Origin of the sequence: Shewanella sp. TB7-MNA-CIBAN-0143 (assembly GCF_040310065.1) — a bacterium.
GTDB lineage: Bacteria > Pseudomonadota > Gammaproteobacteria > Enterobacterales > Shewanellaceae > Shewanella.
Window position 1 is genome coordinate 26,150 of sequence record NZ_JBEOPL010000009.1, and the last position, 23,156, is coordinate 49,305.

Genomic DNA, 23,156 nt, shown 5'->3' on the forward strand with positions numbered 1-23,156 from the left:
GAGTGACTCAGGTCCCAATTTAACTTTACACTTCATTTACACAATCAATATTGACAGGCAGCTCCCAAACGAGACTGATTATCATTTATTTTCACGTTAAAAGGACTACCATTCGCTTTATTAAAAGCACTGTTCCATTTTTCTATTATGAGTTCAATAAACATGACCTTTGATTTTTGCCTATCAAGCCGTAACCATTGTAGCCGCGCCTTTTATCGCACAATGGCTATTATGATGTGTTTACTGACAACCTCGTCAGCATTCGCCACGGCAGAATACCAGCCGACTGCGGGGTTTGATGTTGCTTGGGAAAATAATTACGTCACTCAAGGTCGTGACAATTTAGATCATGGCGGTATTGCATGGGCAGTGGCCAATATTGAACAAAACGACCTAGCGGTTTATGCCATTGTAGGTCGAGCAGACCAGGTGAACTATGTGGAATGGAACCTAGGGTTAGAATATACCTTACATCTGACTAATAATATTGATGCCACAGTAGGCTATCAGCGCTTAGAATTTTATGGTGATGAGCGCTGTTCTGATAATGAATTTTTCGGCGCGTTAACGGTTAATGGATTAACGTGGTTTGTACCCGCGGTTAACTACACTTATGCAACCGAAGCTGGCGGCTATTTCATTGAACTGAGCATACATAGTCCATGGGAAATCACTCAACACTTCACTTTGACACCTTACATTGTTCAGGGGTTTGATTTTCAATACAGCAGTGAAGAACACAACGGTGCTAACCATTTCCAATTTGGACTAGAAGCCGAACAGAAACTTAATGATTCAATGGCATTGTCTGCGCACATTAGCCACAGCATCGCTCAAGGAGACATTAAGCAACAAGCCAGTGCCGACGATATTCAAGGCAGCTTAGATCAAACCTATGCAGGGGTGCATTTCAAACTGAGTTTTTAAGCTTTGCTAGCATTTTAGCAATCCAAGACTAGACTAAAGGGGCTACTGGATGCCACCTTTACTCAAGCAAGGAAGCTTATGTTAACTCGACTTATCAATATGCTATTTGTATTATTCGCCGCGGTGATGATGTTATTCAGTACCTCATTACTTGCCAGCGAGCTCACCAAACTGATTATCAAAGAGCCCGATAAACGCCCCCCATTAACCAATGACAATGCCAACTCACTCCCGTCGCAATACGCGACCGATCATCAAGGTAATGTGATTATTATCCCCACAGAGCAACGCTCAGCGTTAGAATATCGAGCCGACGATATTTACCTTAAACCAAGCCACAAAAAACCAACAACCAAACAAAACAACACGCGCTCATCAATCTCAAAGCACTCCACCATAACCAACACGGCTATAGCCAGTAAAACAATCGCCAATGATCCAAGTTGTCGCTGGCTCAATAACCGCATAAAACATCTTCAGAAAAAACAACGTCAGACCCAAAACAGTCAATTTAGTCATTATCAAGATGAAATTGATATTAGGGAAAGCGAGTGGACCTGTCTTAAGTGCGCAACCAGCGGCCCTAATAACGTTGACCGTGGTGAATGCCAACATAAACGTTAACAATGCATTGGTTTAACGACTAGATTGCAAACACAATCCCCCCTACAATGGATACATTAAACTAGTGGAGATCATCATGGCTCAACATTTTGACTATATCGCGCTTGGCGCAGGCAGTGGCGGCATCGCCTCAGCAAACCGTGCAGCAATGCGTGGCGCAAAAGTATTAATTATTGAAGCAAAACACGTTGGCGGCACTTGCGTTAACGTCGGCTGTGTCCCTAAGAAAGTCATGTGGTATGGCGCTCATGTCGCTGAAGCGCTGAACCTCTACGCTAAAGACTATGGTTTTGATGTTACCGTCAATAAATTCGATTGGAGTACACTCGTCGACAATCGTGAAGCCTACATTAGTCGCATTCATGATGCTTATAGCCGTGGATTTGCGAGCAATAAAGTCACTTTATTAAATGGCTATGGTCGCTTTATTAATAACAACACCATTGAAGTTGATGGCGAGCACTACACTGCCGACCATATTGTGGTTGCCACTGGCGGAGCACCAACAATTCCTAACATTCCTGGTGCACAATACGGTATCGACTCAGACGGTTTCTTCGCATTACGTGAACAACCTAAGCGTGTAGCCGTTGTGGGTGCCGGTTATATAGCTGTTGAAGTGGCGGGTGTATTACATGCACTAGGCAGCGAAACGCATTTATTAGTACGTAAGCATGCACCACTACGTAACTTTGACCCAATTTTGACCGACGCATTAGTTGATGCTATGGCCGCCGATGGCCCAACGCTTCATACTCACAGCGTACCTAAATCGGTCACCAAAAATGCTGATGGTAGTCTGACGTTACTATTAGAAAATGACCAAAGCTTAACGATTGACTGCCTAATTTGGGCTATTGGTCGTTCACCATCAACGGGCAATATCGGCTTAGAAAATACCGATGTGCAGTTAGATGCTAAAGGCTATGTCATTACTGATGAGCAGCAAAATACCACCGCGAAAGGTGTTTATTGTGTTGGCGACATTATGGCGGGCGGTGTTGAATTAACTCCCGTCGCGATTAAAGCGGGTCGTTTATTGTCAGAACGTTTATTCGGCAACATACCTGATGCCAAAATGGATTATAGCTTAATTCCGACAGTGGTATTTAGCCATCCACCCATCGGCACCATGGGCTTAACTGAACCAGAAGCCGCTGAAAAGTATGGCCAAGACAATATTAAGGTTTACGCCTCAACGTTTACCTCTATGTACTCAGCTGTTACAGCACATCGCCAAGCCTGCAAAATGAAACTGGTTTGTGCGGGTGATAATGAAGTGGTTGTCGGTATTCACGGTATCGGTTTTGGCATGGATGAAATACTGCAAGGTTTTGGCGTGGCAATGAAAATGGGCGCAACCAAAGCAGACTTTGACTCAGTTGTTGCGATACATCCTACTGGCGCAGAAGAGTTTGTTACTATGCGTTAAGTTACTAATAGTTAATAAAAAGCCGTGTTATTAAACACGGCTTTTTTATGCCTCTTTGTCAGCCAACCACTGTACAAACACCTTAATATTAGGTGGACGCTTTTGTGAATGCCCCATAAGTTGCGTCATAGCAAAACTATGTTGATAGTACATTTCTGCATCGTTATAGTGCTTTTGCGCATCATCACTATTGATCATCGCACCGCGTAAATAGTCACACAGTAACTCACTACGGTTAAAACCACTGACCTCACCAATTTCCGTTAAGGTTTGTGCATTCCACTGTTTATATTGCTCAAGCACGCGATCAAAGCGCTCACGATAGTAATCACTCGCTTGTGATAAAACGGCCTCGTTAGGAACCACTCGGGCAATGACAAATGCTTGCTCAGACAAAATACGATACAAACGTTGGCAATGATGAAAAATAAACCGTAAATAAGGATCGCTATACTGCTGCGTGTCTTGTTCAGCTTGCATCAGCCAATTACGGTAGTCCGCACAGGCAACAGCAATAATTAAGTCGGCCTCTGAGGTAAAATGATTGTAGATGGTGCCTTTAGATATCTGGCTAGCTTGAACTAAATGCGAGCGGCATAAATCAAAGGTTTTATGCCCTTTTAAACAACGTTGTGATACTTCTATCAGATAGTTGCCACGTTGTTCCCAGCTGCTCATTTCGGGCCTCATCTTATTTGGGTTAATAAAGCGTTAACAGTTCACATTTACACTATAGCAAGCTTTGTGGATACCCTTTATTGAGTAATACTGATACCACTATGAACTTATTCAATAGCCCATGTTAAAAATAGAATTATTAGAAAGTTTTATTGCTGTTGCTGAATGTGGCAACTTGTCTAAAGCAGCCGATAAAATTTGCCGAACCCAATCAACACTTAGCCTACAAGTTAAAAAACTTGAAGAAAGTGTCGGCCAAACCTTGCTGATTAGAGACAACAAAGGCGTGACCTTGACCGAGTCTGGTGAAACGCTGCTTAACTACGCCTATAAAATGATGCAACTTAATTCACAAGCTATTGATGAGTTAAAAGATTGCCAAAACCGTGAAGTGATCCGCCTTGGTGTACCCACCGACTTTATAAAGTGCTACTTAAGCAGCTGCTTATTAGAATTTATCCGCGAATTTACTAACATAGAGCTTGTTATCGACACTGACGTAAGTGGTAACTTATACAAACGCTTACACCAAGGGGAATTTGACGTCATTGTCGCAACCCATTGGCAACTACCGACTAACGGCGAATTACTCTTTACTCGTCGCTTTAAGTGGGTTGCGGCGGTCGAAGGCAACGCTCATAAGCGCAAGACGATCCTGATGGGTTTGTATCCAGAAAATTGCCCGATTAGAGCGCAAGTGTTTGCTAACCATCGACTCTCGATGCGGCCCATTAATGTATTGCTGTCGACCCCATCACCACAAGCCTTATGCATGGCTGTCGAGAACGACTTAGTGATTGCGCCAATAGCCGAATTTAGAATCACCGACCAAATGCAGGTGCTAGACCCGATTGAACATGGATTACCTATACTGCCCATGTTTAATGAATCGCTTTATCTCAACCCAGATACGCAAACCTACGCTACGTTACAGCTGATTAATTTGATTAAAGCCAATGTCGAGCACAAGGGCTATCAACTCGACTAGCCAGTTCTCACATCAACCAGCTCTGCCTGCTCTACTATCTACATATCTACATATCTACATATCTACTCTCGTTTCCACTATGCCTTACAGCATTAGGCTGCCAAACAAAAAGGCCAATAACACACTCGACGTAATTGTCACCACGCCAGGAATCAAAAATGGGTGGTTAAAAACCGCCTTGCCAATCCGCGTTGAGCCAGTGTCATCCATCTCTACGGCAGCCAACAGCGTTGGGTAAGTAGGTAATACAAATAACGCGCTAACCGCTGCAAATGAGGCTATTGCCGTTAATGGACTCACTCCAATCGCCAATGCAGCAGGCATTAACGCTTTAGTGGTTGCCCCTTGTGAATACAACAACATTGAGGCAAAAAATAACGCTACCGATAACAGCCAAGGCTGACTTTGAAGTAAGGTTCCTGCAACGTTTTTAATTTCGTCAATATGATTAGACACAAAAGTGTCACCCAACCAGGCTACACCCAGCACACAAATACACGCCGACATGCCAGACTTAAATGTTGATGCGTTAGAAATTTTACTGGCATCTAAACGGCAAAACCACGTGATTGCTGCTGCGGCAGAGAGCATAAACAACATAATCGCTACATCGCGTGACAGTACTGGGTGCGTAATTAAGCCGACCTTGTCAGAGATTGCGGTGGCGTAAGACATCACCGCCACTATCGCAATTAAGAATATGCCTACCGATCGCTTAGCGCCCGGTAATAACGTGACTTGAGTTTCGCCACGGGTTTTCACCAATCCGCTGGCTAAACGCTGTTGATAGATAGGATCTTGTGCTAACGGTTTGCCGAGTATCGACGCAACTGCTGCACCCATTAAACAAGCAATAAACGTCGATGGAATACACACAGCCAACAACACTAAATAATCCACCCCAAACGGCTCTAAAATACCCGAGAAAAATACCACGGCAGCAGAAATAGGCGATGCAGTAATCGCCACTTGTGATGCCACTACGGCAATAGATAACGGCCGAGATGGTCGTATGCCTTGCTCTTTAGCCACTTCGGCAATCACAGGCAGCGTCGAAAATGCTGTATGACCAGTTCCGGCAAATAAGGTCATAGTGTAAGTCACTATTGGTGCTAAAAAAGTAATGTGTTTCGGGTGCTTACGCAGTAATTTTTCAGCAATAGATACCAAATAGTCCATGCCACCCGCTTCTTGCATCGCAGCTATGGCGGTAATAACCGACATAATAATCAGCATTACATCGATGGGGATAGCACCTGGCGTTAACCCTAATCCAACGGTAAGAATTAATACCCCTACACCTCCAGCAAAACCTATCCCTATACTGCCCATTCTTGCGCCGAGGTAAATCGCCCCAAGCACAATAATTATTTCTAATATCATCATAGTGTTAACTCTATTTAAAACCTAAATGTCTTGAATGAAATAGCAGGGATTACTGCTTTAGAGATCGTGATAGTACTCTGTTGGGATTTTACGAATGTAGACGTGGATCAATTAACTGCATTGCAAGCCAAAAGAGGTGTTTTGTCTGCAGGTTTATTGGCCAGTTAACTTGCAATGATGTAATTTCGCTTAGATGCTAATGTGGGTAGAAATATAAAAATGCCAATCAATGATTGGCATTTAAGGGGAGATAAAAGTGAAACGTAACTATCGATGAAAACCAGCGATTAGAAATAGTAACCAAAATTGATATTGATGCGGTGGTCCCAGCTATCAGCCATTTCAGGTAAGCCAACATGACCATTATCACGCGTAGAGGCATACATATTTTTACCCATAATAAAATCAATCATGGTGTATGTTGGTCCTGAAGATAACGCAACACCAGTAACATTTTGATAGCTGTTGTCATAGTCTTCATTGTCAACATCGGGGGTTACCACGCCGAAGTCATTATAGATTTTTGCACTGCCCCAGCTGGTAGTGATCGTTTTAGCAATGTTTATGCTATAAGCTTGCGCTTTAGACGCAATTTCGTACTGCCAATCGTAAGCCGATACCGCAAGCTTGTTATCGTCTAACGCATCAGCAGCATTGTACTCATATTGCATTGCCTGTAACTGCAGCGCCCAACCTTTATAACTACTGTCGAGATGTAACGCGACGGCATATCGGTCACCATTATTGCCAGTATTACTATTATAAATCTGCCCTACCTCGACCGAAGCACCCACCACGGTTTTACCGCCTTCATACTCCATCGCATAGGTTTGGCGTAAATTTAATTGGTTAGTTTCTTCATTGTAATAGTCAGTGCCGTTGACTTGGCCAGAATATAAGTCTGTTGAATATCGTTCATTACGACTGGCACCATATTCAGCGCCTTTATAAAACGCAAACTCAGTTCCCCAACCATTATTTGAATAAACCGTTTTAATACCTGCATCATAATCATCTTCAAAACCTAAATAATACGGTACGCCAAACCAAAAACTATTTGAAATAAAACCCGGGTTACCAAATGGTACTTGATTTATACCAAATTGAATTTGCAATTGTTCTGAGTAATCATAAAAGGCATAACCATAACGTAGTGCTTCCCATCCATCATAAAAACGATATTCAGAAGATAAACCCCAATTATCTAATTTACCGTTGAATTTAACGGATGCCATCTCAAAGGTTAAATCACCTGATTTATCTTTAGAACTATCACTATATTGCTTATATGAATAATTAGCTCTTAAGGTACCGGATACGTTAATTCCATCTTCAACATCTTGTGCTGTAGAGTAAAAAGACACCATGCATAGCGATACTAAAGTAGATAATAAAGATAACTTTAATAATTTCATTTTATTGTATTTCCCAATTCGATAATTAATAACTTGGCCGTTACCATTTGATTTTTGTTAAGTCACATTGAATAACTTCATCTTTATGAGCAGGTGTACCGGGGTTTTTAGCTGACTCACAAAGCAATGTGGTGCCATAGTCATTACGCTTGTCGTTGGCATTACTTCTTGCCCAAACAGACACGATAGCGCGCTCTTCTGGCTTAGCTTCGCAGCTGCCATCGACTTCAAAGGCATGGATAGTATTTTGATGAAAATACATTAGCGGATCGATATCAGCACTGCTCGACAGCCACATAGTCTGCCCATTGTGTTGACCTGCATCAAACTGAACTTGTCTAACGTTGTCGTCGTCTTTAACGGTGTTAATTAACGGTGAATCTTCACGCACGGCAAAGCTCTTAAACTCATTCGCACACGCAGGCACGCGCATGTTGTAATAAATTTCAGATATTGCATGGTTATGATAGGGATATAAGGTATCGACTGATTGCACTGTCATACCGACTTCTGCACCAACCTTTTCTCCGTTAATTTCGTCTATGCGTAATAGTCCCCAGTGACCAAAAATTTCGGCATAGGCATAACCACCACGAATATTGTTGAAGTTTTTATCATTGCGTTTACTTTCTTCGGCATACATTGGGTACCAACCTGCTGCAGCCCATAAGTTAGGTAATGCGTTGGCACTAATATCTGTTGGGAAAGCTGAGGGCATTTTCACTTCATCGCCCGTTACCATTTTAGTAAAGTTTTTAGTAAACTCTTTGCCGAGTTTACGCACGTCTTTATTAGTGACTTTTGTGTCAAAAAAGGAATCGAATGTTGCACGTTTAAGCCATTTAGCTACTGGGGATTTTTCAGCTAATTGACCACCAGGGCTGTAAATCCAATCGACGTCTTGGCGTGCACCAAAACACTTTTTCGCTTTATCTGGATTATTAATAACTTGATAAATGTTTTTAACTAATAGCTTCATGTCTCTGCGATCCATGATGCACATATTCTTACCACCTTCGGTAGAATCGTACATTGCTTGGTCTGAATTTAAACATGGACCATTTTCACTATTGGTTAATGCTACCGCGTAAGATTGTAAATATTGCAGTGTTTCATTCCATAAAATATCGACATATTTTTGATCATTTTTATCGTACTGAGATTCAGCTCCTAAACAAGTGAACTCAGCATTATCGACATCGTTCTTATCTAAAAAACTAGGTATTTCACTCGCCATAGCAGAACTAGATAACAACATCATAACTAACAAGGCATTATATTTCATATCATCCATCTTTCTTTATTATTTAAGACGGATGGATATTACCCTTGGAATTAATTCCAAAAAATTACATTCAACATACTTACAACAAATATAAAAACAAAAATACAATTAATACCTAAAAAGTGATTAAAAAACTGTAGGCGTTCAACCTTATATTTCTAATAATTAAAAACCTAATAATTAAAAACCTAATAACTTAACACCTAATAATTTAAAATCTAAATTAATAATGAATAATGAATAATGAATAATGAATAACATATAATATAAAATCCGCATATTAATACATTAATATGCGGCTTTTAAAACTAATATCAATTTAAAATAGTTTACCCTTTATGCTTATCAAACTTAAACGTATGACAATTGCTGCATAATGGTTGTTTGGTTTTATGTTCGCTGTGACACTCTTGGCAAGGTACATCTTTACCATAGTGAAGGTTATTGTGTGGGTTCTGCCACTTGTCTTCTTCACTTCTGGCGGTTTTCTTTGCTAAGTCATCAACATCATGACACTGCAAACAGGACTGATCAGATGGAAACTGCTTGATGCCATTATCATGACAAGTTTTACAGTCTTTACCGATAACCTCTTTATGGTAGTCACGGATCTCTGCTGACTGTACTGATAAGCTGGTTAATCCAAGTAGTACCAGCCCAAGTATAATATTAAAGTTTTTCATTAATGATTCCTCTTGTTCACTGGTCTGGTTAAACGTTCATGAGACTTCTAGCAGCAGTCATGCCCATCACCATACATTCTGGGATAGAACAACTGCCTAAACGGCTAACGCCATGAATACCACCACACACTTCACCCGCGGCATAAAGACCAGTAATAGACTTACCAGTAAAGCTATCTGTTACTTCGGCTTTGGTATTAACTTTTACACCACCTTGGCAGTAATGCACTTTTGGCCACAAGCGAACGACAGTAAATGGCGCTTCGATCATTTTGTTTTTCGCCAACGTCATATCTTTGCCAAACTGCTTATCTTCGCCAGATTTTACATAGCCATTGTATTCAGCGATTTGTGCTTTTAACCCAGCTAGAGGGACACCAAAGTGTGTTGCCAACTCCTCAAGACTTTCAAACTTCCAACCGACATTGTACTTAATCACTTTTTCGGTATTTGGATGTGCTTTAGAGTCTTTAAAGCTTGAAATCAACAGTGGTGGTACAGGATTGCCTTTTTCATCACGGTTACTTAATTCAGCATCAGCACGTGTTTTACGATCGGCAATTTCATTCATGAAACGCTTACCGGTTGTGCGGCTAACCGCAATTGAATGAGGTAAGTTGAAAATTGAATAGTTAGACACATAACCAAAGCCACCTTCATCAGGTGAAGCCCAAGGGCCTGATTGAATGTGAGCCAAATGCACAGGAATAGCTCCTAAACGGAACATTTCGAACATACCCTCGCCTGTTGCACCTGGTGCGTTGGTACAACCAACGTCTGCAGTTAAGGTTGGATCTTGCGCCATACGTAAATCAACGTTTTGCGCAAAGCCACCGGTAGCCATAATCACACCACGTTTGGCGCGAATATTGAGGACTTTACCAGGCTGGTCTTCGCCAAAGTGATAATTTTGACGCATTTTAACACCAACAACTTCGCCTTTATTACCAACGAGGAATCCTTCAAATTTTGAACGATTGTGGGTGTTTACACCAATACGTTTACACTCTTTGTACAATGGTTGGGTGATACCAGCACCACAACTTACTGAGGTTTGGTAAGTACGTGCAACCGAGTGACCACCTAGTTGTTGTAAGTAAGGATGGTATTCAGAACCTGCATCTAAGGTCATTTGTAACGCTTCAACCGCATGAGATGCGACATGACGCAATAACCCTTCATCGGCAATGCCACGGCCAGACAATAATTGGTCATTAACCATTCTGTCTACCGAGTCTTCAACACCTTCTTTCTTTTGCATCGGCGTGCCTGGTGCGGCAAAAAGCCCACCGTTAATCGCCGAGTTACCACCAAAATAGGACATTTTTTCAAATATATGAACGTCTTTTGCACCATGTTTGGTGGCTTCGATTGCGGCAGCTAACCCCGCAAAACCAGAACCAATAATGACGATTTCAACTTCTTTGTCCCATTTAACACCATCTGCCTTTTCAGACACTGCCATTGCTGGTGCTACCATCGCTGCACCAGCAGCAATACCTAGACCTGCAATAAACTTACGGCGCCCTAATAGATCTATATTGCTCATAGGTTATCACCCCTTTTTATATTATTGACGCTTCATCATAGCGATGGAATCAATTCCAAAACGGGAACTATTGTTAATGTTTGGTGAAAATAACAGCCAATATCGACTAATCAATTATAGGTAGGACTTTCAATAAAGTTACTGCATAGGTTTGCTTTTGGAACTGAATCCATATTGTGAGTTACCCTGCATAACAACTGGTTAATTATATATTTAATCGATATGATTAATCCTTTGAGGACGACCTCAGCCTGACATGCACCACATTTCATCGACAGGTATTCACATCGGGGACGGCCCCATCTGCCATCTACACAGAAGAGCCGCTAAATATGTTACTAAATAGCTATAACACCACACTGGTTACGCCATTATTCATGCATCGCTTTTACCATGATTTGTATCGGGGTTTACTGGCCATCTTGATACTACTTCCGCTCACCGCCAATGCGACACAAATTGATACCTCATCGAATAGCCCTAGCCCGGTAACGCCACAAGTTCGGGTTGGACTGCACGGCATGCTGTTGTTTGGCAGTGAATATGGTTTATTTGCCTCGCATTTACCGATGTTTCACACTCCACATAATGCCCAAGTCGTGTTACAGCTAACCTTTGATGATCCTCAAATCAACACTGCAGTAATCAACGGCTTAACGTTATCAGCAGCTAGCGGATATCCGATTTGGACCATAGTGCCGCAACAATTTGACCTATCAATGCTATCTCCCGCTCACCCAAACCATATCAATCATTTAAGCGTTGATATTGTTAAAGGCCATTTTGAACGCGGCGGTGAAACACAATGGAAAAACCAAGGGCTAACCGTGGCGAGGGTGTTAGTATTCAATGAATTAGATACCCAGTTTGAGCTACAAAAAACCAGCAACAATACTTACCTTAAGGTTAATAATACCCCTGACGATAAGGTGCAGTTTCTTGTTAAACGCCTGACGACTCGACCTGATGCCGATCACATTGTACGCCTCGATAATGTCGGCAATAGCTTACCCGCAGAAATTGTAATTCCTATTGATGCGGCAAACTTATTTAATGATGAAGCCCAACTGCATGCAGCTTTGCCTGATACTGCACCTAAAAACACGACTTTATCAGCCGCAAGCACAAAGCTAAAAACCACTAGTCCAATGACTACGGTTTCAAGAGTGTATATAGAGTTGGATGAACTGAAATGATCCACAAAACTATTGCAGTATTTCAGCATCACCCTGCCGAAGGCGTCGGTAGAATGGCACTGTGGGCTAAACAACACAGTATCGAACTTGAGTGTTTTTATGCACCAGAATCTTTGCCCGAAAATCTCGATGCTTACCGAGGATTAATTATTTTAGGTGGGCCGATGAATGTGGTGGATAACCCTGTTTGGATGCAAACCGAGTCAAGATTAATTAAACAGGCATTAACTCAACAAGTCCCTTTATTGGCCATTTGTTTGGGCGCGCAGTTATTGGCAATTGAACTTGGTGGCCAAGTCATTGATATGCCTAATCCTGAACTGGGTTGGCATGAGGTAACCTTTGCTGATGGTACGATAATGGCTGTGCCGCAGTGGCATTATCAAGCCATTAACTTACCTGACAGTATTGTGTCGCTGGCTCGTTCAGCACAGTGTAATGTGCAAATGTATCATCACCAACAGGCTATTGGTTTGCAGTTTCATCCTGAATGGAATTCCGCGCAAATAGGGCAACTCGTCAGTCATTTTGGTGATGAGTGCCCTGTAACTAACACACCGCACACTCACGCTATGCAAGATACTCTCGAACCGTTCTTTTTTAAGCTACTTACTGAGCACTTTTGTTGAAAATTAGGTGTAATCTATAGCGCAATATATGGCGCCCAGAACTGCATAAAAATTATCAATGCGCCGTAATGGTTCACAAAAGTATTTGATGAAAGTACCTCCGTAAGTGCTTAACGAAATGGTTTACCTATATGTCTTAGTCTAATAACTTAGCCAAACGCTATCGCTAAAAAATAACCGAAAAAAGTCGCTCTATACTTAGCCCTATGTTTGGGCTAAGTATTGCTCGGCACTATATGACTACAGCAAGTTTCACTATTGGATCAGGAGTCCACATGAAACCATTAGTCATCACACCAGTAACCCGTCATGCCCCAAGTAGCAGCAATACACCGCAACATGGTTGGCTCAACAAAGTGCCCGAAATCACGTTGATTTTTTGGGTCATAAAAATGATGTCGACCACCGTTGGTGAAACCGCTGCAGATTATCTTAGCTTCCATCTTCACGTAGGCATGATTAATACCAGCATCATCATGGGAGTATTTTTACTTTTCGCCTTATGGGTGCAACTTAAACAAAGCCAATATCGCCCAGGTGCATATTGGAGTGTTGTGGTGCTTATCAGTATTTTTGGCACCTTAGTCACCGACATTCTCACAGACAAACTCGATGTGCCTCTACCGGTATCGACAGCGGTGTTTAGCGCATTATTAGCGGCAACATTTGCATACTGGTTCAGTAAAGAACGCACCTTATCCATCCACTCCATTGTCACGCTTAAACGTGAGCTATTTTATTGGTTGGCCATTCTATTTACCTTCGCACTTGGTACTGCGGTGGGCGATTGGGTGTCGGAAGATATGAATGTAGGTTATGGCATGTCGGCAATCGTATTTGGTGGGTTAATTACGCTGATAAGCCTAGCCTTTTATCGCTTCAAGGCGAATGCCGTATTGTGCTTTTGGCTGGCTTATATATTAACTCGTCCACTCGGTGCATCTATCGGCGACTTACTGTCACAACCCATTCGTAAAGGCGGCCTAGGGTTTGGCACCACCAGCACCAGCATTGTGTTTTTAGTGATTATTATTGCACTTGTGGCATACCTATCCGTTCGCGCCAAACAGCAAAAAAGCCAATAATCTATCAACATAAGTGAGCATCGATATGGACACACTACAAAAGCAGGCGCTGACTAAAGTGCCACAAGTCACCTTAATATTTTGGTTGGTAAAAATACTGGCCACCACCTTAGGCGAAACGGCAGGAGATGCTTTATCGATGTCGCTTAACCTCGGCTACTTAGTTAGCTCAGTTATTTTTATCGGTTTATTCGCGATAGCGGTAGCAATACAAATTCGCAGTAAACAGTATTCTTCGAGTATTTATTGGGCCACCATTATCGCTACAACAACGGCTGGCACAACGATGGCTGATTTTGCCGACCGCTCATTAGGCATAGGTTATACCGGCGGCACATTGTTACTGGTGAGCTTGTTGTGTATGTCATTTTCAATTTGGTACGTCAGTGCAGGTAGCCTGTCTAATCAGTCGATAAACAATACCAAAACCGAATGCTTTTATTGGGTGACGATTTTACTGTCACAAACCTTAGGTACAGCGCTAGGCGACTGGACAGTAGACAGTGCAGGCCTTGGTTATGATGTCAGTGCGTTAATCTTTGGTAGCCTGTTATTAGTGTTATTAGCTGCCTATTTTTGGAGCTCTATATCTCGCACTCTGTTATTTTGGCTAAGCTTTATTTTAACCAGACCTTTAGGTGCCGTAGTGGGTGACTTTTTAGATAAACCCATTAGTCATGGTGGATTAGAATTTAGTCGCTTTAGTGCGTCGGCCGCATTACTCTTTGGTATGGTGTTGTGTTTAATGCTATTTAAACAGCAAGCCGCGACAACACATCATTAATCAAGACTTTTCATTTTGTGTCATTTTGTCCGATTGAGGTGCTATGCGTATTTTATTAGTAGAAGACGATAAAATGATTGGCGATGCCATGCAAAGCGCCTTAAAAGATGTCGCCTACGCGGTCGATTGGATATGCGATGGCGAAGCAGCCTTACACAGTTTACGTTGCCAGCAATACGATGTGGTGTTGCTCGACCTTGGCTTACCTAAACTGGATGGTTTACAAGTAATGCAATATATTCGAGCTCAGCATCCCGCACTGGCGGTGATCATTATTACCGCCAGAGACAGCCTAGAAGACCGAGTCAAAGGGCTCGATTTAGGTGCCGATGATTATGTCGTTAAGCCCTTCGATATAACCGAACTACTGGCACGCATTCGTGCAGTGACAAGGCGCAATGCCAACCAACATACATCAGAATTAACCAATAATATTGTTTGGCTAAATCCAGCCACACATGAAGCCAAAACCCTCACTCAAGATAATATTTTACTGTCTAACCGCGAGTTCGCCTTACTGCAAACATTGCTTATTCGACCCGGCTCGATTCATTCAAAAAGTGATTTAGAAGAACGAATTTATGGCTGGGGTGAAGAGGTAGAAAGTAATGCGGTAGAGTTTTTAATTCATTGTTTACGTAAAAAATTAGGTACAGAAACCATAAAAAATGTCAGAGGTGTAGGATGGATGGTGTCGAAAAACGCCCCAGTAACTCGTTAAAAACACGCTTATCTTATTGGATTTCAGCAGCCATTTTGTCTGTTGCGATCATAGCCGCCAGCTTTACCTTTAGCAGTGCCTTTGAAGAAGCCTATGAGCTCCAAGATGATGTATTGCAACAAATGGCCGTGCTGTTTGACCATTACTCGCTTACGCTAAACAACGGAACACTCACCCCGTTAAGCCAAGATCAGTTGGAGTTTCAGGTTTCAGTGCAGTTATTGGGTAGCAACTCAGCAAGTAATGCCTTAGCCCAAAATACCCTAGCCTTGCCGAGCAATTTAACCGATGGATTTCATACGGTTAATTTAGCCACCCAATCTTGGCGAGTGTTTGTTCGCACCTTGTCATCCACTCAACGTATCGCCATCGCCCAAGATACTGCTATTCGTGACGATATTGCGTTTGAAACCGCGCTGCATACTCTGATGCCATTGTTAGTATTAATTCCGCTTTTACTGTTATTACTGGGGTATATTCTAGGTAAAATTCTTGGCCCGATTAGTATTTTAGCCCACGAAGTTGACCGTCAAACTGAGCATGACCTACAGCTAATTCCCACCACTCAATTGCCGAGTGAAATTGTGCCCTTTGTTGAGGCAATTAATCGTTTACTCAGCAAAAATAGCCAGGTTATTGCTAGCCAAAAGCGTTTTATTACCGATGCCGCCCATGAATTAAGATCGCCCATAACTGCACTGTCGTTACAGGCACAACGTCTTCAGCAAACAGAGTTAACGGACGATGCGCGCCAGAAGCTTAATGCACTACAAGCCGGAATAGGTCGCAGTATTCATCTGCTAGAACAACTATTGTCGATGGCGCGTCAACAAGATAACAGCGTCCAACAACCTCAAACAATATCGTTAAAAATGATGTTCGTTGAGGTGATTGAAGATCTATACCCACTGGCAGAAGCGAAAGAGATTGATTTGGGCTTTAGCCAAGATAACGACGCCGAACTCAATGCCAATCCCGTTCGTTTAAAAACCTTAATTCACAACCTTATCGACAATGCGATTCGTTACACCCCAAATGGCGGTAAAATTGATTTAAGCATTACTAAAACAGATCAATACATTGAGATGACCATCAAAGACACTGGTCCTGGTATCGCCACAGATGAAGCTCTAAAAGTGTTTGAACCCTTTTATCGAGTCTTGGGCAGTAACGAATATGGCTCAGGGTTGGGATTAGCGATTGTGGCGAGTATTGTGCAGCAAATGGATGCAAAAATTAGCTTAGCGCCAACCGATGCCGTCAATAACTGCGGGCTTTGCATTACAGTGCAGTTTGCTCTTTAACAGGATTGAGGTGCCGTTTAATCACGCCTGTTATACCGCATCAACTTATGCAGATGCGGCATAAACAAAGGTCAACTTAGCCTTGATCTCCCTCGCATAAATTACGCCCTGCGGCATAACAGCTTGGCTGACGTGGGCACACTGCTCCACGCGAGCAAATTAGCTGTGCATCTTTTTTAATCCCGCGCTCAATCCAGTTAATATTAAGGATTTTCGCCACACTGATAAGATCCTTTTGGATATGTTTGGGGATAATGATTGAGCCGCCGCCCGTTGAGCAAGCTTGTTTTAATTCATGTGCAATCGACTGCGCATCTTTGCCTTGCGCTTCAATCGCCGGATTTAAATCAATACCCGCACATAACACATGCGGATTACCTGCCGAGTCATCAACCTTAATCGATTCACAGCAATAAATACGCGGTTCATTACCGACATTTAAAATTGATATTTGCGCAGACGTGCCTGCGACTGGCTCGTTAATCATTCTAAACACAGCCCAGTGCTGACAAGGATCCTCTACCAGGCGCATGTTACCCCAAGGCAAAGGAATGCCATTACCACGATAAACCGCTTTTAGCTTACCCGGTGCGTAGGCATCAAAGTAATGCCAGTGCGGATAAGGCGACACTACCGTCATGCGGCGCATAGCAACAGACGCTGACACTTGCAGTTGTTTATGCACGCTAATCTCATAGCCATGTCGGTCAAGTAACTGCCGATACGGCACTTTAGGACACAGCAAAGCACCCGCAAAAAAGCTTGATTCAAAATCACGCCACGCATGCAAAATATCTTGTGCATTCAAGGTGTTTGACTGAGGGACCAGCGCATCATCAAAGTCATCACGGCGACCAGACATCATCACACTTTTTAAGCCGTCTTTATTGTGCAACACACAATGACCTATGTGCACGGCCAAGTCATATCTCAATCTGCTGGGTCTATTTTTCAGAATATTACTGATATAAATGGTTCCCGGTGGCTCAAAAAATGAGGTAACCAACTGCTTAGAACTCAAGCCCATTTCGTTGATAACTTCTTTAGGCGCACGGTCGATCCATTTAATTTTTAAGCCCATGCCTTTGGCAATATCGATAATATCTTCGGTGGCAAGCGGCATACGTTTTAAGCCGACTTCTTCGGCGGCACGCTCTAAATCAGGAAAATGGTTTTGATGATGCTCTTGGTGCGCGCGGATCAGTAAATGAGCAAATTGGCGACCACTGGTGCCAGTTTGCGACAACATTTCAGGAATGGCAATTTGCAAAATGTCATTGGAGAACAAAAAACTCGGCTCAAGCGGCATACCACTAATGCCGCCTTTATTGCCTTTTTCAGGCGTAATCGCTTCATCTTCTGGCACATCATCAAGAAACCATTCCACTTCTTTTTGAAAAACCACTGCAATTACCGCCAACATATCAGCGCTTGGAACACGTTTTCCGCGCTCGATCATTGACAAGTATGACACTGACGGCGAGTTACCTGAGTCAACACGCATACAACGAGCAGACAAGTCTTCCATGGTTAAGTTATTGCGTTTACGCAAGTTTCTTATCTTTGTGCCCAAAAAATGGGTCTTTCGCATTAAGCTTTTATCATTTCTCATTTTGTATAATTCACACTGTAAAATTTTTATTGTGAAATTGTTTGTAAAAATAGCATAGACTAAAAATCAAGCTGCGAACAAGGCTTAATGATAAACAATACTGAAAAAGGTTTTGTGACCTACAACAATACGAAGAGGAATAAGGCGATGAATATGTCTACTCAAGCAAGCGCAACAGCCACCCAAAACCTTAACCGCTTCATTGGTGAGCAATTTGTGGCAACGACGAATCAACAGGATCGCACCACAAACGCCAAAGACTTTTTGGATGCACAATTTCCATTAACTGAAGGCTCGCACCAAGATGTCAGCAGCTATGTAGTTTACTACACGCACTTATTGGCATTTTTAAAAGACGGCTCTCAGTGTGGTTTACAAAATCCATGTCAATTTGTGGCACTGACTGGTCACAAAAGTGAACCAACATCTGTTGTATTAAAGAATAATGATACCCATGTTGAGATTTGTTTCGACCGCCAAGGACAAATGGGCACCACAGACCAGGCTAATATTGAAGACATTCAGGTTGCGATTCCAATTAAGAATTTGCCGACGCCATACAAGCAGTGGATTAGCTTAATCCACACAGGCTGTCAGCCAACTGAAGGCAACTGTAAAGTGTTTACCGCTAAAGATGGTAGCGACTACGCGTTACATCAGCGTTAATGGCTTATCGCGATTACACTGCGAACGTTTAGCAAAAAAGGCTTGTCCCATTAATAATGCGACAAGCCTTTTTGTTACTTAACCATTTTGCTGCGTAGTATCCAATAATGTCGACACGCGTTTATGCCGTCATACTGAGATACTCAGATACTGAGATACTCAGATACTGAGATACTGAGATTACGGCCAAAAGAAGCGTGATGTTTGCGAGATCTCATTAGCAGGTTCCGTTGGCGTTGGATTTTCCAAACTTTGAATTTGGGTCACCTTAAATTGCACTGTTTGTTGGGTGCTATCACTCGTGCGGTTACTCAGGCGGCCACTGAGGGTCAACGGATAATCCAGTTGTTCTGCAGGTTTTATCGCAATCAAGCTGTCGGTGACTATTTGCAATGTTTGCTTTTGGGGATCGTCATTGCTGATACTGATTTGATAAAAAGCCATTTGTTGAGTTTTATTGCGAATTTTAAGTTGATAACTGTTTTCAACTTTATCGATACCCACTTGACGATACAAGGTTTGGCGGTCGCGGATCACATTGAGCTGTATATGACTTAAGTGACTTAAATCGCTAATAATCAACACAATCATGATCAGTAATGCACTGGCGTAACCAAGCGATTTTAGCGACAACAGGCTGGCTTTTGGTTGTCCTTTTAAGGCATTTTCGCTGGTAAAGCTGATTAAATTGGGTGCATAGCCAAACTTTTCCATGGTTTGATTACATGCATCAACACAGGCACCGCAGTTAATACATTCGTATTGCAAGCCATTACGAATATCAATCCCAGTAGGGCAAACATCAACACATAAATTACAGTCTACACAGTCACCTAGTTCCGTTTTTTGTGAGCGCTTACGTGGCCCGCGGGATTCCCCTCGATCAGCATCATAGCTCACTGTTTTAGTGTTGGCGTCAAACATCACCGCTTGAAAACGCGAGTAAGGACAGCAATGCAAACACATCATTTCACGCATCCAGCCGGCATTTAAATAAGTGCATATGGCAAAAAACCACACCCAGGTGCCAGTCCAAAAACCACTACTCATGCTAAAAATATCAACATACAACTCGCGTGCAGGCATAAAATAACCAATAAACCCGCAGCCAGTTAGCAAGGCAAACACCATCCACACCGCATGCTTAGTCACTCGTTTACGCACTTTACTCAGTGACCATGGCGCTTTGTCTAATGCCGCTCGATGATGATGATTGCCCTCTACCTTGGCTTCTACCCACATATATATAAAGGTCCATGCGGTTTGCGGACACAAAAAGCCACACCAAACTCGGCCCCAATAAACGGTGACAAAAAATAATGCAAAAGCAGCAGCCATAAAAAACCACGCTAATACGGTAAAATCTTGTGGCCAAAGGGTGATATTGAAGAAAAAGAATTGCTGTTCGGTGACATCAAACAGAATGGCTTGTCGGCCTTGATAATTGATAAATGGGATCATGAAAAAAATCGCAATCAGTAACGTATTACTGTGCTGACGCAGCCGTTGAAATACACCCTTCTGTTCTCGAACCTGAATTTTTGTCGACGGCGTAGCAATTTGCACCACTGGAATCCGTTGTGAAACAGCAACTTTATCAACTGGCACAGTCGCTGCCGGAGTTTGAGATGATGATTTGGGCATAAATGTATTCCTATAACACAATATTGCCCTGTTATAGCAAAGACTAAGCCAACTTAGATATAATTGTAATTATTTGATTTAAAAAGATTAAAATAAAATACTTATAGAATAATGTCACGATATATCACTTTTTACACGATATATCGCGACCTAATAAAACCAATCATCAAAATTAACGTGTAATGGCTAACTTTTTCATTCGAGATCGTAAGGTACTCGCCGGCATATCTAGCATTGCAGCAGCACCAAACGGGCCAGAAATACGCCAGTGGCTAGCATTTAATACCGCAATAATATGTGCGGCTTCGGCTTGTGCCATGGTTAGCGTGCTGGTAGCTAACGGTGTGGCAACCGCTACAGGTAAAGTATTAAACAGTAAATGGCCACTTTGCGATAAAATCATTTCTCGCTCGATTAGGTTTTGCAACTCACGCACGTTACCAGGCCAAGCATATTGCTGTAAGTTCTTCAGTCCTTTAGCACTCACCTTAGTGATTTTTTTACCGAGTTTTTTGCTCAGTGATGCGACTAAATCACTGACTAATTGCGGAATATCTTCGCGGCGCTCTCGTAACGGCGGCACGGTAATTGGAAATACGTTCAAGCGGTAATATAAGTCCATGCGAAACAAGCCTTGCTCTACTCGCGCGGTTAAATCGTGATGGGTGGCAGCCACTAAGCGAATATTGACCTTAATGGTTTCACTACTGCCAACGCGCTCGAAGCTTTGCTCTTGAATCACCCGTAACAATTTAGATTGTGCCGATAAGCTCAACTCGGCAATTTCATCTAAAAATAAGGTGCCATTATTGGCCAATTCAAATCTGCCTTTGCGACGCGCTGTAGCACCAGTAAATGCGCCTTTTTCATGACCAAACAGCTCACTTTCCAGCAATGCGGTCGAAAATGCGGCGCAGTTAACACTCACCATCGGCTGGTCTTTACGATGACTTAGCCTGTGTAAGTTACGCGCAACTAACTCTTTGCCGGTGCCGTTTTCACCGCAAATGAGTACGGTACTGTCGGTATTAGCGACCAAGTGAATCTGTTGCATGAGTTGATTGATAGGTTGGCTGTTACCCGATATTCCTGACGCGCCTTGCTGACCTTGTAGCTCAGTGAGTAAGTATTGATTTTCTGATGCTAACCGTTCTGACAAAGCCTGCACTTGCGCTAATGCTTGTCTCAATGATTGCTCGGTATGTTTTTGCATGCTTACATCACGAAATATCGCGATAACACCGACGAGTTGTTGCTGATCATATACTGGGGTTGAGCTGTAATACACCGGAAAGCTGCTGCCATCTTTGCGCCAAAATACATCTTCGTTCACTTGCCGAGGAATAGCATCTTGTAAGGTGCGATAAATGGGGCAGTCATGTTGAGGATAATGACTACCATCTGCATGACTATGATGATGGCAGTCGTGAATATTTCGGCCAATTAATTCAGCACTTTTCCAGCCTGTCATTTGCTCTGCTGCGGGGTTAATGAACACCGCATTACCAGCTAAATCAAAACCATACACGCCCTCTGTCATGGCATTAAGCAACAGAGTATTTTTAGGCAAAAAATGATCGGAGCCAATATATTCAGGGATTGTAGAGTCAGTCATAGCCAATCTTAAGGTTACTAGTACATAGACTCATTATAACCATTGTAAAACATAAGTCGCGAAATATCGCGACTTCGATTACCCATAACCATAATATCTTGTTATCGTGATTCCCATGAATCATCAAAATAATAAGCTGATTTAAGCCTTTTTTACGTTAACGTCGAATTTCAATGTCGCCAGCTCACAAGTCTAGCGGCCTCGGCTGTCTATATTAGCGAGAGGCATTCTGCGACTTTTGCGTTTGTGTCATATCGATCATCATCTGGCTGGCGATTGAAAAAATACAGTAGCCTAAAAAATAATAGAAACCGATTTCAAACTGAGATTGAGTCTTAAGCATGTCGCCCATTCCAGCTGACGCATTACCTGCCATGTAAGTCACAATAATTGCGACCACAAAAACATCGGCCATAGACCATTTGCCGATACCACTGATCATTTTGCTCAATCTTTGCTTAATTAAGGGTGGCACTGGCAGTAGTAATATGAGCATGGTGATTAACTTAACGGCAGGGATCACAATACTGAATAACCCGACCAACATGGCAACGACGAAATGATGTGATTGGTATAGTGCTGAAATGGTATCAATGATACTGCGGCTATTACGAAAAACCTCCACTTCGCCTTCTAGCGTATCTAGCCCTAACATACTGGCGGCAATATCCAATATTCCACGGGTATTAGCACGAGAGTCTTCCGTTAAATCTTGGATTAACATATCCTTACCCGTATCCACTAACTGCGACTTTTCAATGGTGCCTGTTATCGTTAACATCGGTTCTGTCACGCCGGGAATAAGCAGGATTAACGATATCAGTACTAAACTGATGGATACATACATTTTCATGAACACCTCGTTTGCTGATGTATACCGAAACAAATAGTCGCATTAAGCTGTGATGATGCTGTATTTTGATTCTTGTAGGT

The 23,156-nt window shown here is 42.5% G+C and carries 21 protein-coding genes; 11 read left to right on the forward strand and 10 right to left on the reverse strand.

The features are described 5' to 3' along the window. The first annotated feature begins 162 nt into the window (after positions 1 to 162). The 3 genes from AAEY97_RS09085 to gorA all read left to right on the forward strand — a co-directional run bounded on the left by AAEY97_RS09085 (position 163) and on the right by gorA (position 2,983). Positions 163 to 927, forward strand: a complete 765-nt coding sequence (locus tag AAEY97_RS09085) for a hypothetical protein (RefSeq protein WP_350998249.1) — start codon at positions 163 to 165, stop codon at positions 925 to 927. A gap of 78 nt (positions 928 to 1,005) precedes the next feature. Further along, complete coding sequence (locus AAEY97_RS09090) at positions 1,006 to 1,551, forward strand: hypothetical protein (RefSeq protein ID WP_350998252.1); 546 nt, start codon at positions 1,006 to 1,008, stop codon at positions 1,549 to 1,551. A gap of 76 nt (positions 1,552 to 1,627) precedes the next feature. Beyond that, a complete protein-coding gene (gene gorA, locus AAEY97_RS09095) occupies positions 1,628 to 2,983 on the forward strand; it encodes a glutathione-disulfide reductase (protein ID WP_192116183.1) in 1,356 nt (451 codons plus the stop codon). A gap of 45 nt (positions 2,984 to 3,028) precedes the next feature. Here the strand turns inward: gorA and AAEY97_RS09100 are convergent, their stop codons facing one another. Further along, positions 3,029 to 3,661, reverse strand: coding sequence for a TetR/AcrR family transcriptional regulator (locus AAEY97_RS09100; RefSeq protein WP_162024127.1), 633 nt, complete (start codon positions 3,659 to 3,661; stop codon positions 3,029 to 3,031). 121 nt (positions 3,662 to 3,782) lie between these two features. On the opposite strand from AAEY97_RS09100, the gene AAEY97_RS09105 reads away from it, so the two are divergent. Next, positions 3,783 to 4,649: a LysR family transcriptional regulator gene (locus tag AAEY97_RS09105; RefSeq protein WP_162024128.1), complete on the forward strand. Its 867-nt coding sequence runs from the start codon at positions 3,783 to 3,785 to the stop codon at positions 4,647 to 4,649. Between the two features lie 84 nt (positions 4,650 to 4,733). Here AAEY97_RS09105 and AAEY97_RS09110 read toward each other — a convergent pair whose 3' ends face one another. The 5 genes from AAEY97_RS09110 to ardA all read right to left on the reverse strand — a co-directional run bounded on the left by AAEY97_RS09110 (position 4,734) and on the right by ardA (position 10,967). Further along, on the reverse strand, positions 4,734 to 6,035 hold the full coding sequence (locus tag AAEY97_RS09110; protein ID WP_350998255.1) for an anaerobic C4-dicarboxylate transporter: 1,302 nt from the start codon (positions 6,033 to 6,035) through the stop codon (positions 4,734 to 4,736). A gap of 287 nt (positions 6,036 to 6,322) precedes the next feature. Next, on the reverse strand, positions 6,323 to 7,450 hold the full coding sequence (locus AAEY97_RS09115) for a hypothetical protein (RefSeq protein WP_350998258.1): 1,128 nt from the start codon (positions 7,448 to 7,450) through the stop codon (positions 6,323 to 6,325). Between the two features lie 40 nt (positions 7,451 to 7,490). Beyond that, positions 7,491 to 8,735 (reverse strand): dimethylsulfoniopropionate lyase DddY, encoded by a 1,245-nt coding sequence (gene dddY, locus AAEY97_RS09120; RefSeq protein ID WP_350998261.1) that lies wholly within the window; start codon positions 8,733 to 8,735, stop codon positions 7,491 to 7,493. Positions 8,736 to 9,064: 329 nt separating this feature from the next. Next, the gene (gene ardB, locus AAEY97_RS09125) at positions 9,065 to 9,418 is read right to left on the reverse strand and encodes an acrylate reductase cytochrome subunit ArdB (protein WP_011639305.1); all 354 of its coding nucleotides are present in this window, start codon (positions 9,416 to 9,418) and stop codon (positions 9,065 to 9,067) included. Positions 9,419 to 9,446: 28 nt separating this feature from the next. Continuing rightward, positions 9,447 to 10,967 carry an acrylate reductase flavoprotein subunit ArdA gene (gene ardA, locus AAEY97_RS09130; RefSeq protein WP_101088569.1) on the reverse strand — a complete coding sequence of 507 codons (1,521 nt, stop codon included), beginning with the start codon at positions 10,965 to 10,967 and terminating at the stop codon, positions 9,447 to 9,449. 332 nt (positions 10,968 to 11,299) lie between these two features. On the opposite strand from ardA, the gene AAEY97_RS09135 reads away from it, so the two are divergent. The 6 genes from AAEY97_RS09135 to AAEY97_RS09160 all read left to right on the forward strand — a co-directional run bounded on the left by AAEY97_RS09135 (position 11,300) and on the right by AAEY97_RS09160 (position 16,686). Continuing rightward, the gene (locus AAEY97_RS09135; protein WP_350998264.1) at positions 11,300 to 12,163 is read left to right on the forward strand and encodes a hypothetical protein; all 864 of its coding nucleotides are present in this window, start codon (positions 11,300 to 11,302) and stop codon (positions 12,161 to 12,163) included. Beyond that, positions 12,160 to 12,792 (forward strand): type 1 glutamine amidotransferase, encoded by a 633-nt coding sequence (locus AAEY97_RS09140; RefSeq protein WP_182744920.1) that lies wholly within the window; start codon positions 12,160 to 12,162, stop codon positions 12,790 to 12,792. The genes AAEY97_RS09135 and AAEY97_RS09140 overlap by 4 nt, the downstream gene beginning before the upstream one ends. Positions 12,793 to 13,067: 275 nt before the next feature. Next, positions 13,068 to 13,877, forward strand: coding sequence for a COG4705 family protein (locus AAEY97_RS09145; protein WP_350998267.1), 810 nt, complete (start codon positions 13,068 to 13,070; stop codon positions 13,875 to 13,877). Between the two features lie 25 nt (positions 13,878 to 13,902). Further along, positions 13,903 to 14,661: a COG4705 family protein gene (locus AAEY97_RS09150; protein ID WP_350998270.1), complete on the forward strand. Its 759-nt coding sequence runs from the start codon at positions 13,903 to 13,905 to the stop codon at positions 14,659 to 14,661. Positions 14,662 to 14,704: 43 nt separating this feature from the next. Beyond that, entirely contained in the window at positions 14,705 to 15,382 is a 678-nt protein-coding gene (locus AAEY97_RS09155) for a response regulator transcription factor (RefSeq protein ID WP_350998273.1), read from the forward strand. After that, positions 15,346 to 16,686 carry a sensor histidine kinase gene (locus AAEY97_RS09160; protein WP_350998276.1) on the forward strand — a complete coding sequence of 447 codons (1,341 nt, stop codon included), beginning with the start codon at positions 15,346 to 15,348 and terminating at the stop codon, positions 16,684 to 16,686. Before AAEY97_RS09155 ends, AAEY97_RS09160 begins: the two co-directional genes overlap by 37 nt. A gap of 76 nt (positions 16,687 to 16,762) precedes the next feature. On the opposite strand, the gene AAEY97_RS09165 is transcribed toward AAEY97_RS09160, so the two are convergent. Further along, positions 16,763 to 18,298 (reverse strand): DUF3612 domain-containing protein, encoded by a 1,536-nt coding sequence (locus tag AAEY97_RS09165; RefSeq protein WP_101088576.1) that lies wholly within the window; start codon positions 18,296 to 18,298, stop codon positions 16,763 to 16,765. Positions 18,299 to 18,451: 153 nt separating this feature from the next. On the opposite strand from AAEY97_RS09165, the gene AAEY97_RS09170 reads away from it, so the two are divergent. Beyond that, positions 18,452 to 18,964, forward strand: coding sequence for an aldolase/citrate lyase/malate synthase family protein (locus AAEY97_RS09170; RefSeq protein ID WP_049763561.1), 513 nt, complete (start codon positions 18,452 to 18,454; stop codon positions 18,962 to 18,964). A gap of 180 nt (positions 18,965 to 19,144) precedes the next feature. Here the strand turns inward: AAEY97_RS09170 and ccoG are convergent, their stop codons facing one another. From ccoG to AAEY97_RS09185, 3 genes are all read right to left on the reverse strand, one after another. After that, positions 19,145 to 20,608 (reverse strand): cytochrome c oxidase accessory protein CcoG, encoded by a 1,464-nt coding sequence (ccoG, locus tag AAEY97_RS09175; protein WP_350998279.1) that lies wholly within the window; start codon positions 20,606 to 20,608, stop codon positions 19,145 to 19,147. Between the two features lie 172 nt (positions 20,609 to 20,780). Then, a complete protein-coding gene (locus tag AAEY97_RS09180; protein ID WP_350998282.1) occupies positions 20,781 to 22,223 on the reverse strand; it encodes a sigma-54 interaction domain-containing protein in 1,443 nt (480 codons plus the stop codon). 214 nt (positions 22,224 to 22,437) lie between these two features. Beyond that, positions 22,438 to 23,076: a paraquat-inducible protein A gene (locus tag AAEY97_RS09185; RefSeq protein WP_350998285.1), complete on the reverse strand. Its 639-nt coding sequence runs from the start codon at positions 23,074 to 23,076 to the stop codon at positions 22,438 to 22,440. Positions 23,077 to 23,156 lie beyond the last annotated feature (80 nt).

Coding starts and splice junctions, on each gene's coding strand:
- AAEY97_RS09085 (WP_350998249.1), top strand. CDS start 163: ATGACCTTTGATTTTTGCCTATCAAGCCGTAACCATTGTAGCCGCGCC.
- AAEY97_RS09135 (WP_350998264.1), top strand. CDS start 11,300: ATGTTACTAAATAGCTATAACACCACACTGGTTACGCCATTATTCATG.
- AAEY97_RS09165 (WP_101088576.1), bottom strand. CDS start 18,298: ATGAGAAATGATAAAAGCTTAATGCGAAAGACCCATTTTTTGGGCACA.
- AAEY97_RS09150 (WP_350998270.1), top strand. CDS start 13,903: ATGGACACACTACAAAAGCAGGCGCTGACTAAAGTGCCACAAGTCACC.
- AAEY97_RS09155 (WP_350998273.1), top strand. CDS start 14,705: ATGCGTATTTTATTAGTAGAAGACGATAAAATGATTGGCGATGCCATG.
- AAEY97_RS09180 (WP_350998282.1), bottom strand. CDS start 22,223: ATGACTGACTCTACAATCCCTGAATATATTGGCTCCGATCATTTTTTG.
- ardB (WP_011639305.1), bottom strand. CDS start 9,418: ATGAAAAACTTTAATATTATACTTGGGCTGGTACTACTTGGATTAACC.
- AAEY97_RS09115 (WP_350998258.1), bottom strand. CDS start 7,450: ATGAAATTATTAAAGTTATCTTTATTATCTACTTTAGTATCGCTATGC.
- AAEY97_RS09100 (WP_162024127.1), bottom strand. CDS start 3,661: ATGAGCAGCTGGGAACAACGTGGCAACTATCTGATAGAAGTATCACAA.
- AAEY97_RS09110 (WP_350998255.1), bottom strand. CDS start 6,035: ATGATGATATTAGAAATAATTATTGTGCTTGGGGCGATTTACCTCGGC.
- AAEY97_RS09170 (WP_049763561.1), top strand. CDS start 18,452: ATGTCTACTCAAGCAAGCGCAACAGCCACCCAAAACCTTAACCGCTTC.
- AAEY97_RS09105 (WP_162024128.1), top strand. CDS start 3,783: ATGTTAAAAATAGAATTATTAGAAAGTTTTATTGCTGTTGCTGAATGT.
- AAEY97_RS09185 (WP_350998285.1), bottom strand. CDS start 23,076: ATGAAAATGTATGTATCCATCAGTTTAGTACTGATATCGTTAATCCTG.
- gorA (WP_192116183.1), top strand. CDS start 1,628: ATGGCTCAACATTTTGACTATATCGCGCTTGGCGCAGGCAGTGGCGGC.
- ccoG (WP_350998279.1), bottom strand. CDS start 20,608: ATGCCCAAATCATCATCTCAAACTCCGGCAGCGACTGTGCCAGTTGAT.
- AAEY97_RS09140 (WP_182744920.1), top strand. CDS start 12,160: ATGATCCACAAAACTATTGCAGTATTTCAGCATCACCCTGCCGAAGGC.
- ardA (WP_101088569.1), bottom strand. CDS start 10,967: ATGAGCAATATAGATCTATTAGGGCGCCGTAAGTTTATTGCAGGTCTA.
- AAEY97_RS09145 (WP_350998267.1), top strand. CDS start 13,068: ATGAAACCATTAGTCATCACACCAGTAACCCGTCATGCCCCAAGTAGC.
- AAEY97_RS09090 (WP_350998252.1), top strand. CDS start 1,006: ATGTTAACTCGACTTATCAATATGCTATTTGTATTATTCGCCGCGGTG.
- dddY (WP_350998261.1), bottom strand. CDS start 8,735: ATGAAATATAATGCCTTGTTAGTTATGATGTTGTTATCTAGTTCTGCT.
- AAEY97_RS09160 (WP_350998276.1), top strand. CDS start 15,346: ATGGATGGTGTCGAAAAACGCCCCAGTAACTCGTTAAAAACACGCTTA.